Source organism: Halomonas sp. HL-93, from assembly GCF_900086985.1.
Taxonomy (GTDB): domain Bacteria; phylum Pseudomonadota; class Gammaproteobacteria; order Pseudomonadales; family Halomonadaceae; genus Vreelandella.
In genome coordinates, this window is the sequence record NZ_LT593974.1 from 867,564 (window position 1) to 881,216 (window position 13,653).

Annotated in this window: 11 protein-coding genes; 7 read left to right on the plus strand and 4 right to left on the minus strand. The window is 55.7% G+C overall.

Features of this window, described 5'->3' with window-relative positions; genetic code table 11:
• The first annotated feature begins 117 nt into the window (after positions 1–117).
• On the plus strand, positions 118–1,146 hold the full coding sequence (gene adhP / locus GA0071314_RS03905) for an alcohol dehydrogenase AdhP (protein WP_172822083.1): 1,029 nt from the start codon (positions 118–120) through the stop codon (positions 1,144–1,146).
• 75 nt (positions 1,147–1,221) lie between these two features.
• On the opposite strand, the gene dauA is transcribed toward adhP, so the two are convergent.
• Complete coding sequence (gene dauA / locus GA0071314_RS03910) at positions 1,222–2,973, minus strand: C4-dicarboxylic acid transporter DauA (protein ID WP_074395403.1); 1,752 nt, start codon at positions 2,971–2,973, stop codon at positions 1,222–1,224.
• Between the two features lie 160 nt (positions 2,974–3,133).
• The gene (locus GA0071314_RS03915; protein WP_074395404.1) at positions 3,134–4,027 is read right to left on the minus strand and encodes a LysR substrate-binding domain-containing protein; all 894 of its coding nucleotides are present in this window, start codon (positions 4,025–4,027) and stop codon (positions 3,134–3,136) included.
• Positions 4,028–4,192: 165 nt separating this feature from the next.
• Between GA0071314_RS03915 and GA0071314_RS03920 the strand changes: the two genes are divergently transcribed.
• From GA0071314_RS03920 to GA0071314_RS03945, 6 genes are all read left to right on the plus strand, one after another.
• On the plus strand, positions 4,193–5,203 hold the full coding sequence (locus GA0071314_RS03920) for a hydroxyacid dehydrogenase (protein WP_231896507.1): 1,011 nt from the start codon (positions 4,193–4,195) through the stop codon (positions 5,201–5,203).
• A gap of 72 nt (positions 5,204–5,275) precedes the next feature.
• Positions 5,276–5,956: an RraA family protein gene (locus GA0071314_RS03925; RefSeq protein ID WP_074395405.1), complete on the plus strand. Its 681-nt coding sequence runs from the start codon at positions 5,276–5,278 to the stop codon at positions 5,954–5,956.
• A 5-nt stretch (positions 5,957–5,961) separates the two neighbouring features.
• Positions 5,962–7,242 (plus strand): MFS transporter, encoded by a 1,281-nt coding sequence (locus GA0071314_RS03930; RefSeq protein WP_074395406.1) that lies wholly within the window; start codon positions 5,962–5,964, stop codon positions 7,240–7,242.
• Positions 7,243–7,576: 334 nt separating this feature from the next.
• Entirely contained in the window at positions 7,577–8,533 is a 957-nt protein-coding gene (locus GA0071314_RS03935; RefSeq protein WP_074395407.1) for a Bug family tripartite tricarboxylate transporter substrate binding protein, read from the plus strand.
• 157 nt (positions 8,534–8,690) lie between these two features.
• Positions 8,691–9,263 (plus strand): tripartite tricarboxylate transporter TctB family protein, encoded by a 573-nt coding sequence (locus GA0071314_RS03940; RefSeq protein ID WP_074395408.1) that lies wholly within the window; start codon positions 8,691–8,693, stop codon positions 9,261–9,263.
• Between the two features lie 9 nt (positions 9,264–9,272).
• Positions 9,273–10,778, plus strand: a complete 1,506-nt coding sequence (locus GA0071314_RS03945) for a tripartite tricarboxylate transporter permease (RefSeq protein WP_074395409.1) — start codon at positions 9,273–9,275, stop codon at positions 10,776–10,778.
• Positions 10,779–10,912: 134 nt separating this feature from the next.
• Here GA0071314_RS03945 and betT read toward each other — a convergent pair whose 3' ends face one another.
• Together betT and GA0071314_RS03955 are read right to left on the minus strand one after the other, a co-directional pair.
• Entirely contained in the window at positions 10,913–12,952 is a 2,040-nt protein-coding gene (gene betT, locus GA0071314_RS03950; RefSeq protein WP_074395410.1) for a choline BCCT transporter BetT, read from the minus strand.
• 250 nt (positions 12,953–13,202) lie between these two features.
• On the minus strand, positions 13,203–13,577 hold the full coding sequence (locus GA0071314_RS03955) for a hypothetical protein (protein WP_074395411.1): 375 nt from the start codon (positions 13,575–13,577) through the stop codon (positions 13,203–13,205).
• Positions 13,578–13,653 lie beyond the last annotated feature (76 nt).

Below are 13,653 nucleotides of genomic sequence, written 5' to 3' on the forward strand. Positions count from 1 at the left end.
ATAGCAAGCCACACCGTCCGGCATTAGCCGGGCGGTCGTGTCAGTTCCCTGGACGCTGACTCTATCAATATGAGTCGTTGTTAAACGGCTATATCGGAAACTATTAGGAGTTGTATCATGGATAGCACAATGCGCGCGGCGGTCGTTCGTAAGTTTGGCCAGCCGCTGGTCATTGAAGAAGTTGACGTACCTCGCCCTAAGCAGGGCGAAGTGTTGATGCAAGTGGCGGCCTCTGGCGTTTGCCATACCGATTTACACGCTGCTCACGGCGATTGGCCGGTAAAACCCTCACCGCCGTTTATTCCAGGGCACGAAGGCGTTGGGCATATAGTGGCGGTGGGGGAAGGTGTCTCCCACGTCAAAGAGGGCGATCGTATCGGCGTACCCTGGCTCTATTCGGCCTGCGGCTACTGCGAGCACTGCTTGGGCGGTTGGGAGACACTTTGCGAGTCCCAGCAAAATACCGGTTACAGCGTTAACGGCGGGTTTGCCGACTACACCTTGGCGGATGCGGGCTATGTAGGGCGATTACCCGATGCCGTCGATTTTATCGAAATAGCTCCGGTACTGTGTGCGGGAGTGACGGTTTATAAAGGCTTGAAGATGACCGATACCCGCCCCGGCCAGTGGGTGGTGATTTCGGGCATTGGTGGCCTGGGCCATATGGCGGTGCAGTACGCCAAAGCCATGGGGTTGAATGTTGCTGCGGTGGATATCGATGACGGCAAGCTAGCCCTGGCCGAGCGGTTGGGCGCCACGGTAACCGTCAACGCCATGAAAACTGACCCAGCGGCCTACCTGAAGAAAACCATCGGTGGTGCTCACGGTGCCTTGGTGACAGCGGTGTCGCCGAAGGCGTTTGATCAAGCGCAAAACATGCTGCGCCGTGGCGGTACACTGGTGCTTAATGGCCTGCCACCCGGTGATTTCCCGCTGCCGATTTTCAGCACGGTGCTTAACGGTATTACCATTCGCGGCTCTATCGTCGGCACGCGCAGCGACCTGCAGGAAGCCCTGGATTTCGCCGCCGAAGGTAAGGTTAAGGCCACGGTGGCAACCGACACGCTGGATAATATCAACGACGTTTTCCAGCGCATGATCGACGGCAAAATAGAAGGCCGTATTGTGCTCGATATGGCGAGTTGATCGCTGTTTAGTGGGTGCGACACAAGGGGAAGGACACTTCCCCTTTTTATTTGCAAGCTTGCCATTTCCTATCTGCTACTCAGCACTCACAGTAGCTCTATCACCCAGCCAGCGACGTGTCATGCGCTCGGCGTGGGCTAGATTGCTGACGACCGCTAACTTACCTGCTTCGCGCTTAATGCCCGCGCGTTTAATTTTTAGCGCCATACGCGGCGGCAGCCCAGCAAAAATAACGCCTACGTCTTGCTCTCCTAGTTCCCGGCGCAGGCTGTCCAGCGCCACCATGGCGGTGGTATCCAGGCTTGGCACATCGCGCATATCCAAAATGACAACCCGAACGCCGTGATCAATTACCCGCAGCGTGGCAATGGCCTTTTCGGCCGCGCCAAAAAACAGCGGTCCGCTGATTTTGTAGAGCGCTACTTCCGGAGGGAAGTGCTGGTCAGAATCGGGCGGATCTAAACGCTGGGTATGGGTCAGCTGTGCCATACGGCGGATAAATAGTGCTGCCGCTAGGCCAATACCCACGGCCACCGCGATGACCATGTCGAAAACCACCGTCAGCGCAAAGCAGATTACCAGCACTGATACATCGCTGGCGGGGGCACTTTTTAGCGTATGCAAAAAGTGGCGCGCCTCGCTCATGTTCCAGGCAATAATAAATAGCAGGGCGGCGAGTGCAGCCATGGGTACATATCCCAACACCCCCGCCAGGGCGACTACAGCGAGTAATACCACCACTGAGTGCACCAAGGCGGCGATAGGTGAGAAAGCCCCGCTTTTGATATTAGTTGCCGTGCGGGCAAGTGCCGCCGTGGCGGTAATGCCGCCAAAAAAGGGCACGACTAAATTGCCCAGCCCCTGGCCAATTAGCTCAGCGTTAGGGTCATGGCGTGTGCGGGTTAGTCCATCCGCCACCACGGCACACAGCAGCGATTCAATCGCTGCCAGTAGTGCAATCGCCAGTGCCGGGCCAAGCAGTGCCTGAATCAGAGCAAAGTTGATCTCAAGTGGAGCACCATCTGCGCCTGGAAAATGCCAAGGTGCGTTAAAACTAGGCGCAAAGGGTGGAATGCCGCTGCCGGTTTGACCTTCGAACTCCCAGCTAAACCGCGAGGCGATAGTATCGACCTCAACGCCACCCATCAGCAGCAGCGCTGCGGCCAGGGTACCCAGCGCCAAGCCAACCAGTGGGGCAGGGATTGGCGTGTTCAGGCGGGGCCAGATCAGCAGCGTTGCTAAGGTAACAAGCCCGACGCTGACCTCTGCTAGCGACAGGCTGGGCAGCGCTTGACCAATCAGCATTAGGTTGTGCAGGGTGCTATCGCCTAGCTCCACGCCAGCTAAGCCAAGAAAGTCAGGCAGTTGCAGCAGCGCAATGACCACGCCGATGCCCGCAGTAAAGCCCAGGATAACCGGGTAGGGAACGTACTGAATCAGGCTGCCCAGCCGCGACAGCCCCAGCGCCACCAAAATGGCGCCTGCCATTAGTGTGGCAATCAGCAGTCCACCCAGACCGTGGTTGGCCACAATGGGAAATAGAATGACCACAAAGGCGGCCGTGGGACCGGAGATGTTAAACCGCGAACCACCGGTTAAGGCAATCACTGCCCCCGCGACGATGGCGGTGTAAAGCCCATGCTGGGGCGGCACGCCCGTGGCAATTGCCAGTGCCATCGATAGGGGGACCGCTACCACGCCAATCGTCAGCCCCGCCATTACATCGCGCTTTAATGTGGCCAGCGTATACCCTTCACGCCAGGCGCTGACGAGCGCGCTGCCGGGCATGGGAAAGACGTATTCCTTGGTGTGATGGCGGCGGGACATGGGTGCAGTCTCTTGGGCGTTACGGAAATCAGACCTTTACGCTACTCTTACCGTTTAGTTCGCACAACAGGATGTTGTTTACAGAACTTATGCCCTATCAGGAAGGCTGAGTAGTTTCCTCCGGCGGTTCGCCAGTAAAGTCGGTGCTGTGAAAAAAGAGTTAGGTAGGCTCTCTCCGGAAGATACCGAACTCGCCAGCCATTTCGGCCAGCTTGTTATGCATCGCTACCAGCAGTTCCGATTTGGCCGATCCAGCCCGGTGAATCACGCCAATCTGGCGAAAAACCTGAGGATCGCCGAATGGCAGTGTCAGCATGTCACGCCCGTTCTCACGCACGGCGATATCTGGCACGATCCCCGCACCAAGCCCAGCTGCTACGCACTCTACAATGGCCGGTATAGTATCAATTTCGGCTATTTCCTCTATTTCGACCCCCAAGCGGGCTAATTCGTTGTTGATCAGAGCGGCTAACGGCACGTCGCTTCCGAACCGGACGAAGGGAAGTTCCTCCAGCAGTTGTTTGACAGGCATTTCCGGGGTGCCGGGCGGTGCAATAACCACCAGTGGTTCTCGGATGAACGGCGACCAGAGCATGTTGCGCGATACACTGGAATGTTCCGCTACTACCGCGAGGTCCAGCCTGTCGGCATTAACGTCGCTAATCAGCGACGAAGACATGCCAACGCGCAGATTTACATTGAGTTCTGGATATTCTTTACGTAGTGCGACGATGGCACGCGGCAGTAAGCCGATGGTACTGGTTCGTACTGAGCCGATGTTGAGCGTGCTGGTCATACGGCGTTCAGAAAGCACACCTCGTGTTTCATCCACCAAGCTCAGTACTTTCTTTGCGGTTTCTAGCATCTGCAACCCACGCAGGTTCAAGCTTGGCGGGCGTGAAGCTCGATTGAAAAGAGGGGTGTCCAACTCCTGTTCTAGTGCATGAATCTGTTGACTGACGGCTGAGGGAGTTAGATTTACTGCCTGGGCTGCCCGCGCAAAGGTGCCGTGTTCAGAAATCGCGATGAAAGTACGTAGTTGGCGTGTATCCATGTATCCGCCCCTTTGTGAAGTAAATCTTAATATTATGGAAAGTTTTATTCGCTTTAATAAATAAAATCTTCCTGTATTTTGATGATAGCACTTAAGGCAATCTGTTTTGGGGACATCTTATGGCCCGCTGGTTGATTGCTTCTACTAACAAAGGAGGATTCAGGCTTGGCGACGCAAAAGTCGATTCTGGTGACAGGCCCTCACTTAGCCCATAAGGCTCGGCAAATGGCCGAGTCTGCAGGTTACACCGTCATACACACTCCAGCTTATCCTTCTGAGGGGACGCTGGAAGAGTATATCGAACGTCACGATCCTGTAGGCGTCGTTTCCCGGATGGGGCAGTTTACTGCCAAGGCAGCGGCAGCGGGGAAATCATTGAGGGTGATCTCCAAGCACGGTGCGGGGGTTGACAATATTGATGTCAGCGCTGCAACGGCCCAGGGCGTACAGGTGTTGCGTGCTGCCGGGGCGAATGCCGTCTCGGTTGCCGAGCATACCGCTGCGCTGATTTTTGCCACCGTCAAGCAGATCGTTCCGCTTGATAAGGGCATGCGTGCCGGTCGCTGGGAGAAGCCTGATTTCGAGGGGCGGGAACTGGCGGGTATGCGGCTGGGGCTGATCGGGGCTGGTGCCATAGCCCAAGCCACCGCTCGGGTCGTTGATGGACTGGGATTCGAGTTAACGGTTTTCGATCCCTTTGCCTCGTCCGATTGCATTGCCGCCATGGGAGGCCGGCGGGCGGAGCATCTGGAAGATCTGCTGCGAGAGTCGGATATTGTCAGCCTGCATTGCCCTTTGACCGAACAGACTCATCATTTATTGAACGCCGAAACTTTGCGTCTCATACCCCGTGGCGGCTATGTCATTAACACGGCGCGTGGTGGCCTGATCGATGAGGAGGTGTTGCTTGAAGCGCTGGAGAATGGCCATCTCGCGGGGGCGGGCCTGGATACCTTTGCAGAAGAGCCACCCAGTAAAGTCAGTCCGCTGATGTGCTCCGAGCGCGTGGTGCTGAGCCCGCACATTGGCGGTGTTACCGAGGAAGCCGGTGCCCGCGTCGGTATGCTCGCCGTTGGCGGAATCATCGAACTGCTCGCAGGCCGCTCGCTGCCACCAGACCGTTTGGTCAATGACGTTTCCGGATTGCGCAACCTGTCGACCACTGCAGAGCAGTGACGGCCGCAAACGCTGCCGCAGTGTGGCCGCGCATACTCGCTGCAACCCATAACAAGACTTTAGGAGAGCCAGATGACCACCGGTAACAGAATCTTCAAACGTGTGCGTCGAGTCAATGCGCCGACCGTCCTCGACTATTCGGCACTGCCGGTCGCCAATGTCAGCGACTGCATGTCGCGCATCTTCGCCGGAGGGCCAGCGTTGCGGCCGATGCATCGCGAAGGTGTGCTAGCCGGGCCGGCGCTGACCGTGCGTACGCGGCCTGGCGATAACCTGATGCTGCACAAGGCAATCGATATGGCAGAGCCGGGTGACGTGATCGTCTGCGATGCCGGTGGGGATATGACCAATGCGCTGATGGGTGAACTGATGCTGGCCCAGGCCATCAAGCGGGGCGTGGCCGGTTTTGTGCTGAATGGTGCATTACGTGATCTTGACGCCTTCCGCGAGCTCAATCTGCCGACTTATGCAGTGGGTGTGACGCATCGCGGTCCCTACAAGAACGGACCGGGGGAGATCAATACCCCGATCAACCTCGGCGGCATGGTGATCGAACCCGGCGACCTAATCCTTGGAGACTCCGATGGCGTGTTGTCAGTTCCCTTCGTCGACCTCGAGGCGGTATTGGCGGCGGCCAAGGCCAAAGGCGCGGCGGAGGAGAAACAAATGGCCGCAATTGAGGCGGGTACCATTGACCGCACCTGGGTGAATCGGGCGCTGGAAGCCTCGGGTTGTGCATTTGTTGGAGACTGAATACCTTGCGCCTGCCTCGGGCTGCCTCTCCGTTGGCCCATGCTCCACTCCGTGCTTACCTCGCCGGCAATTTTGCGTCGGTAGTGGGCACGTGGGGGCAGCGCGTGGTATTGCTCTGGCTCGCGTGGGACATCACGCAGTCGACTTTCATGCTGGGACTGATGGCAATGGCCGACCTTTTGCCCTCGGTGATCGTGGCGCCCTTTGCTGGTTCTCTGGTGGATCGAAAGGACCGCCTGCGCTTGGCCAGGCAGTTGCAGGTCATGTCATTGGCACCGCCCTGCATGATGTTAGTAGCGACCCTGACCGGACTGCTCAATCCGGCGATGCTGCTGGCTGTGGCGACTCTCACCGGGGTAGTGAATGGCTTTGATCATCCCGTGCGTATGGTGGTTGTAGGCGGTATTGTGCCTCAGCCCGACGTTCCGGGTGCTGTGGCAATGAACTCGGTTGTCTTCAATCTGGCACGGATGCTGGGGCCCGCAGTGGGTGGCGTCACGATCGCACTGCATGCTATGTGGGCAATCTTTATTTTTAATGCAGTCAGCTACTTGATCTTTGCGTTGATCCTTTCGCGGTTGTCCAGGCGTAGGGCGGACTCAAGAAGCCTCTCTCCTGAGGAAACTGGCGTTGCCTCTGCAAGGCCGGAGACGGCCAGGACAAGAGCCCCATCAAGGGGCGAGGGCGAGGAAGACGGCTGGTCGACGGTATGGCGAGGTCTGACCAGACGGCACAAAGTTCTCCTGGTGCTTTTCGCGTTTCTGGCGCTGTGCTTTCGGCCTATCTTCGAGTTGTTGCCTACCTTTGCTGAGAGTTTGGCCCTGAGCGACGCCATGGCGGCACGAGCCTTCTCGCTGATGACCTCGGCGCAGGGAGCGGGGGCCATGATCGGGGCAGTGGTGGCCTCGGTGCTGCTCTCTCGTGGCCGTCACTTGACGCTCGCACTTGGCTTCGCGGTGGCCGGAGTGCTGGGTTGCGGGGGCTTTCTGCTCAGTAACTTTCTGTGGGTGGCCTTGGTGGCGCTGACATTTCTATCGGGGGTGATCCTTGCGAATGGAATCTGCACCCAGGTTGTCTTGCAGACGGAGGTGCCCGATCAAATTCGGGGTAAGGTGCTGTCGCTCTATACGATGATCTTCCGTGGCTTGCCTGCCCTCGGCGCGATGTCGATCGGCATGATTGCCGATACGGTATCCGAGCGTAAGGTCTTCGCAATTGCCTGCCTGCTTGTATTGGCGATCGTGCTAGTGCTGAGTCCGGTCTTGCGTCATGAGGCGAGTAAGTAATCAGCAGATAGCAATGTGGCGCCGACTCCATGATCTACCAACCCGCGTATTCGTTCGGCACCGTGCGAGTAGGTGACTTCCGTGGCAGTGGCATTATCCTTTGGTCGTATCTCAGGGACGCTGACTTATGAGCGTATATAAGAGCGGGTTGCCGCAACCCCAGAACTGACGGGCTTCGAGACGATCTGTGGCATCGATAATAATAGATTTAAAAATTTTAAATCTTCCGTGAAGAAGTATTCGCTTTAATTTAGCAGGGCTGTATTTTTTACTGGGTGCTTGAGGCTATAGCTTCCTCGAAATCACTTTCAACGTTAATGGGAGTAATAAAAATATGACAATCAAGATTCCGAGTATCGCCGCCGCTCTCCTAGTAGCTGCTGCAACCTCGACACAGGCATTTGCCGAATACCCCGAGGATAGAATCGAGGTGATCGTCGGTTTTGCGGCCGGTGGTGGTACCGATGTAATGGCCCGTACTATTGGGCCGTTCCTGGAAGAGTATCTGGGTAATGATGCTTCTGTTGTGGTCAAGAATAAGCCGGGGGCCAGTGGTCAGATTGGTATTACCGCTGTGGCCGAGGCCGATCCGGATGGCTATACGATCGGCACCTACAACCTGCCTGGTGTGATGGCTCGCACGCAGGATCGCGATGCTGATTACGACACGGAAAGCTTCACGTACTTGGCCAATATCGTGAACGATCCTAATGTGATCGTGACTCCCAAGGATAGCGACATCGATACCATGGATAAGCTCGTCGAAGCCGCACAGGAAAAGCCTGGCGCGGTCACTGTGGGCATGTCTAGCCTCGGTGGTGATGATCACTTCTTCCTGATCCGACTCACCGAGGAGACCGATGCCGAATATACCATCGTACCCTTTGAAGGCTCAGCTCCGGCACGAAGTGCCTTGATGGGCGGGCATGTCACCATGGGTATTATTAATCTTTCCGAGGTGGTCAATTTCCGTGATGAACTGAACGTAGTTGGCATTGCTACTAAAGAGCGTAATGAGCTGGCGGAAGATGTTCCGACCTTTTCCGAGCAGGGATATGACCTCTTTCATGGTGCTTTAAGGGGGTTTGTGGCCCCTGATGGTCTTCCTGCCGATGTCGAGGAAAAGCTGCTCTCCGCTTTTGAAAAGACCTTCGAAGACCCCGAGTTCAAGGAGGCTATGGAGAAGTCAGGCAATCCAGTGGAACTGACCCTGGGAGAGGATTTCCGTGAACTCAATGCCGAGCAGTTCGAGCTGGCAAAACGCGTCTGGGAAGACTCTCCCTGGAAGTGATGAGACTTTACATAAAACGCAATCAACCCGCGAGTTTAGGTCTATTACCCATCTCTTAGCGGAGATGTCGGCCGATAAGTTGTTCCAAGCGTGGTCTGTGGCGCCTTTGGTGGCGCTGCAGCCTAAGTCTCATGCCAGCAAGAATAGAGGAGACGTCATGAGCAGACCAGATAATGCCAACAGTGAAGACGTGAGAGATACTGATTATCGTGACGCTGACTCAAAAGATCAGGGTTCGTTATCGGGAGCAAATTTGAATGAATATTCAGGCGAAAAGAGCGTGCGCGGCCTACATCATGACTTGATTGTCGGGCTTGTTGTCATTGTAGGGGCATCCTACTTGCTGACTTTTGCCTTGGATATGCCGCCGATGAGCTCTGTGTTGCCGATCGCCATGCTGGGAGCGCTGATTGTGCTTTCGTTACTCATGGTGCTTCGTACGCTCATTAATATCAGGAATGGGCGCTCTATGGCGCATCGCTATCAAGTCTTTGTGAATAAGCGGCGATTTTTCGGCATTACTTTTGCCATCCTTGCTTATTCTCTAGGCGTGTCGCTAATAGGCTTTTATACGACCACGGCAATGATGATTCCGGCGGTTGCTTGGTGCTTTGGCTATCGACATATCAAGCGATTGCTATTGGCCGACCTGATTTTTACAGGCGGATTGGCAATCATCTTTGTGCTTCTCATGGGGCAAGACTTGCCCCCCGAATTCTTTATCCGCTAAGGGGGCTATATGTACGGAAGTCTTATCGATGCGCTCCCGGCGGTATTGTCCTTTGGGAATATAGCCGCTGTCGTAATCGGCGTGATTGCTGGCATCTGCGTTGGTGCCCTTCCGGGACTCAGTGCCACCATGGCGATCTCTGTCCTGATTCCCTTCACTTTTGGAATGGATCCGCTGGTGGCACTCGGAATGATGGCCGGGATCTATAACGGTGCCATGTATGGCGGCTCGATCCCTGCTGTGCTGCTTCGTATACCGGGTACACCTGCCGCCGTGGCGACGACTTTCGATGGTTATCCCATGGCGCAGAAGGGCGAGGGGGGGTATGCACTTCAAGTTGCGGTGGTGTCTTCAGCAATTGGAGGTATCGCTTCGGCACTGGTTTTGATGCTGTTGGCTCCCCCCTTGGCAAAGGTCACCTTGCTGTTCGGCCCTGCGGAAGTCTTCTGGGTGGCAGTCTTTGGCATGTCGGCGATAGTTTTCCTACTCGGAGGAGATGTTCTTAAGGGCCTGATAAGCGCTTGTTTCGGTATCTTTGTTTCCTTGATTGGTTCTGATTCCATAACGGGATATGACCGATATACCTTCGGTCATCTGGAATTGCTAGATGGTATCAATATCGTTGTGTTGTTAGTGGGGCTTTATGCCTTACCTCCGGCAATTGGTTTGTTGGAAGAGATTAAGGATATCGATGCTTCCAATGCCGGCCGTCTCAATACGATCAGCATATGGAAAGCGATTCCTGGCATGCTCAAATACTGGAAAACCTGGGTGAGGTCTTCGGTGATCGGTGTCTTCATCGGTATCCTGCCGGGTGCGGGAGGCTCGATGGCGGCCTTTCTGAGCTACAACGAGGCGCGTCGTGCCTCCCATAATCCCGATGAGTGGGGCTCGGGAGAGCCCGAAGGTGTCGCGGCATCAGAGACGTCCAATAATGCGGATACCGCCTCGGCCCTCATCCCTGCTCTGACGCTCGGGATACCGGGGACGGCCGTTGCGGCGGTAATGCTTGGTGGACTACTGATTCATGGCATGCAGCCTGGACCGATGCTATTCCGTGAAAACCCGGAAATCGTATTTGGTTTTATGTGGCAGTTCCTGTTCGCTGCCATCCTGTTGATTTTCCTTGGTGGTGCACTTGCCACGAACAGTTTCGCACAGGTGTTGCGTCTGCCTCGGCCACTGCTCGGCGCCATCATCATCGCCTTGGTCGTGGTAGGGGTCTATTCGATTAATGGGCGAATGTTCGATGTCTACCTTATGCTGGGCTTTGGTTTAATCGGATATTTCATGGAGAAGCTAAAGTTCCCGCTGCCACCGGTAGTACTGGGCTTAATTCTGGGAGGCTTCGCCGAACAGAATCTCCGACTGGCCCTTCGCATCGGAGGAGGCGATCTCTCGGTGCTGGCGATGAGTCCTACCTCCAAGGTTATCATCGCGATGACGCTGTTCGTCGTCCTGGTCCCGCTGATCATGCGGCTTATCCGGGGCAAGCAACAGATGAAGGTTGTTTGAATAAGTCCACTGATCTTTCCACTCAGGACGAGTCACTTCCATCCGGCTGAGGATAAAGTGGCGGCTAGACTGGTAGAAATAGCACGACGGGGGCGCTTCTTGGCTCCCCCGTCGTTGCATCCTGAGTATCTAGCTCAGCCCAAGTTAGCTGCTTCCGGCGGTTCGCCGATGGTGCCGGGCATTGCCTGCTGATGACCGGCCAGCGTCAAGAAGTGCAGATGGCGTTCGTACTCGCTTACCAAGTCACCAATTACCTGACCTCGGGTATAGCCGTTAAGGTCCTTGTCCTGCCCACCTTCAGCAAGATAGACATCCAATCGCACGTAGAAATCGTCATCTGCCGGAATAAAGCTAGGCGTACGCATGCGGTGGGGACATACCTGATAGACAAAGCTGGTGGCGGCGCCAAAGTCGACTTGCAGCGTCAGGTTGGGCAGTGATTCACCCTCAATGTTCTCTTCGGTGACGTTAGCGGTTTGTCCGCGGCTTTCAAGCTCCTGGGCAAACTGCGTCATTGCCGGGCGAATGGAGTGTTCAATTGTCGCGGCGGCACCCGCACGGTTAGACGTATCCAGGGCGCGATCCAAGCGCTCCTTCCAGTCGCCACCTGGGGCGCCACCGGCAATCATACGCCGCGCATCGGCTTTGCTGCCTTCAAGTTTGAGGGCTTTGACCATGCCGACCATGATGGCGAAAATCACCAGCGAGAAGGGCAGGGCGGTAATCACCACGGCACTTTGCAGGGCTTCCAAGCCGCCCGCCATCAGCAGGGCAATGGTGATAAGGCCGATAATCGCCGACCAGAAAATACGCAGTTTGACCGGCGCATCGTGGTTAACGTCACTGAGAATAGACGTAAAGTTGGCCAGTACCAGCGCGCCGGAGTCCGCTGACGTGATAAAGAACACAATCCCCAGCACCGTGACAACAGCAGCGCTGATGCCCACGTACGGGTAGTGCTCAAGTAGCGTGTAAAGGGTGGTTTGTGGTGTGTTAAGTGCCTGTTCACCAAGTTCGGCAACGCCCTGGTTGGCGACTAATTCAATGCCGCTGTTACCGAACACCGACATCCACACCATCATAAAGGCCAGGGGAATAAACAGCGCCCCGGCAACAAATTCACGAATCGTGCGGCCGCGCGAGATACGCGCTAGGAAAAGGCCAACGAAGGGTGTCCAGGCGATCCACCAGCCCCAGAAGAAGATTGTCCACCACATTTTCCACTCTTGGGCGTCGTCACCGGCAAAGGCGTAGGTGTCGAAGCTGGCCGCCACAAAGCCCGAGAAGTAGTCGCCTGCGTTGTTGACCACTTTATCGAGTAGCACCAAGGTGTCGCCGGAAAACAGTACAAACAGCATCAGGCCAAGGGCCAGCAGCATGTTGAACTCGGACAGGCGGCGGATACCTTTTTCCACCCCGGTGACCACCGAAATGGTGGCGAGGATTACTACCAGCACAATCAGCAACACCTGCACGGTCAGGTTTTCCGGCACGTCGAACATATAGTTCAGGCCGTAGTTGAGCTGCATCACGCCGATGCCCAAGCTGGTCGCAATGCCAAATACCGTTGATATCACGGCGGTAATATCCACTGCGTTGCCAATCGGGCCGTGGATCCGTTTACCCAGCAGCGGATAAAGGGCACTACGAATGGCCAGTGGTAAGCGGTGACGGTAGCTAAAGTAAGCCAGCGCCATACCCATCAACACGTACAGCCCCCAACCGGAGAGCCCCCAGTGCAGATAGGTTTGAACGACGGCGTTACGCATCGCGGCTTGGCTTTCGGGTTCCAGGTCGGGCGGTGCCAGGTAGTGGGCCACCGGTTCGGCGACGCTGAAGAATAAAAGGTCAATCCCGATACCCGCGGCAAACAGCATGGCCGACCAGGAGAGCAGCGAAAACTCTGGTCGTGAGTGGTCAGGCCCCAGCCGAATACTGCCGTAGCGCGACATGCCAATCAGCGCGACAAATACCAAATACGCGACGATCGCCAGCATGTAGTACCAGCCAAAAGTGGTGCTCACCCAGGCAAGGCCAGCATCAAAAAAGGCGCCTGCCTGCTCGGTGAAGAGCATGGTAAGTACCAGAAAGATCACGATACCCGCCACACTGCCGTGGAATACCACGGGGTTAAGGCGGTCCCGGGAGGGAAGGGTTGGGTTGTCTTTCGCCATGTAGGCGGACTCCTATTGTTAGACAAAATGAAGCGAGCGATTCAGGCAATTTTTTATTTTGAATGAACGTTCAAATAAAATACGCGCTTTAACACCCGTCTTCAAGTCTGTGTGTCAGCCCTATGTCGACTCTATGCTAGATATACGCACGATATTGAGGGTGTAAATCGAGTTATTTACCCAGTTTAGAAACAAAAAATGCCCGGCAGAGCCGGGCATTAGCAGTGTGGTAAACGCTAAATAAACATGTTTATTCGGCGTCTTGTTCCTCCCCATGATGATGCTTACCGTGACCTTCACGGTATTCTTTACGGGCTTCGTGCATGGCGTTGCGTAGCGCTTCCTGCTCTTCTTCGGTGAGAATTTCGGCCATCCGGTCTTGGTGGGCTTCGCGGACGTCTTTCATTTCATCACGAAAGGTTGCGTGAGCCTCGTCCAGCGCTTGCTGCTTATCGTCACTAAGTTCCGCGCGCTGGTAGATGTCCTGACGGTGTTCTTGCATGCGTTCTCGTTCTGGCCCATGTTTCTCGCCGCCGTGTTGGTTCGCCTGAGCGGTCATGGCTAAGGGCAGCATGGCAGTGGCGAACAGTGCCGATGCAACAAATTGACGAAGTGACAACGTCATAGCGTATCTCCTGGTGAGTTGACGATGTCAGTATTGCCCGAGCGGGTGCAAACCCTTTGCAGGGAGTGTGCAACAA

Coding starts and splice junctions, on each gene's coding strand:
- GA0071314_RS03955 (WP_074395411.1), bottom strand. CDS start 13,577: ATGACGTTGTCACTTCGTCAATTTGTTGCATCGGCACTGTTCGCCACT.
- adhP (WP_172822083.1), top strand. CDS start 118: ATGGATAGCACAATGCGCGCGGCGGTCGTTCGTAAGTTTGGCCAGCCG.
- GA0071314_RS03915 (WP_074395404.1), bottom strand. CDS start 4,027: ATGGATACACGCCAACTACGTACTTTCATCGCGATTTCTGAACACGGC.
- GA0071314_RS03945 (WP_074395409.1), top strand. CDS start 9,273: ATGTACGGAAGTCTTATCGATGCGCTCCCGGCGGTATTGTCCTTTGGG.
- dauA (WP_074395403.1), bottom strand. CDS start 2,973: ATGTCCCGCCGCCATCACACCAAGGAATACGTCTTTCCCATGCCCGGC.
- GA0071314_RS03925 (WP_074395405.1), top strand. CDS start 5,276: ATGACCACCGGTAACAGAATCTTCAAACGTGTGCGTCGAGTCAATGCG.
- GA0071314_RS03935 (WP_074395407.1), top strand. CDS start 7,577: ATGACAATCAAGATTCCGAGTATCGCCGCCGCTCTCCTAGTAGCTGCT.
- betT (WP_074395410.1), bottom strand. CDS start 12,952: ATGGCGAAAGACAACCCAACCCTTCCCTCCCGGGACCGCCTTAACCCC.
- GA0071314_RS03940 (WP_074395408.1), top strand. CDS start 8,691: ATGAGCAGACCAGATAATGCCAACAGTGAAGACGTGAGAGATACTGAT.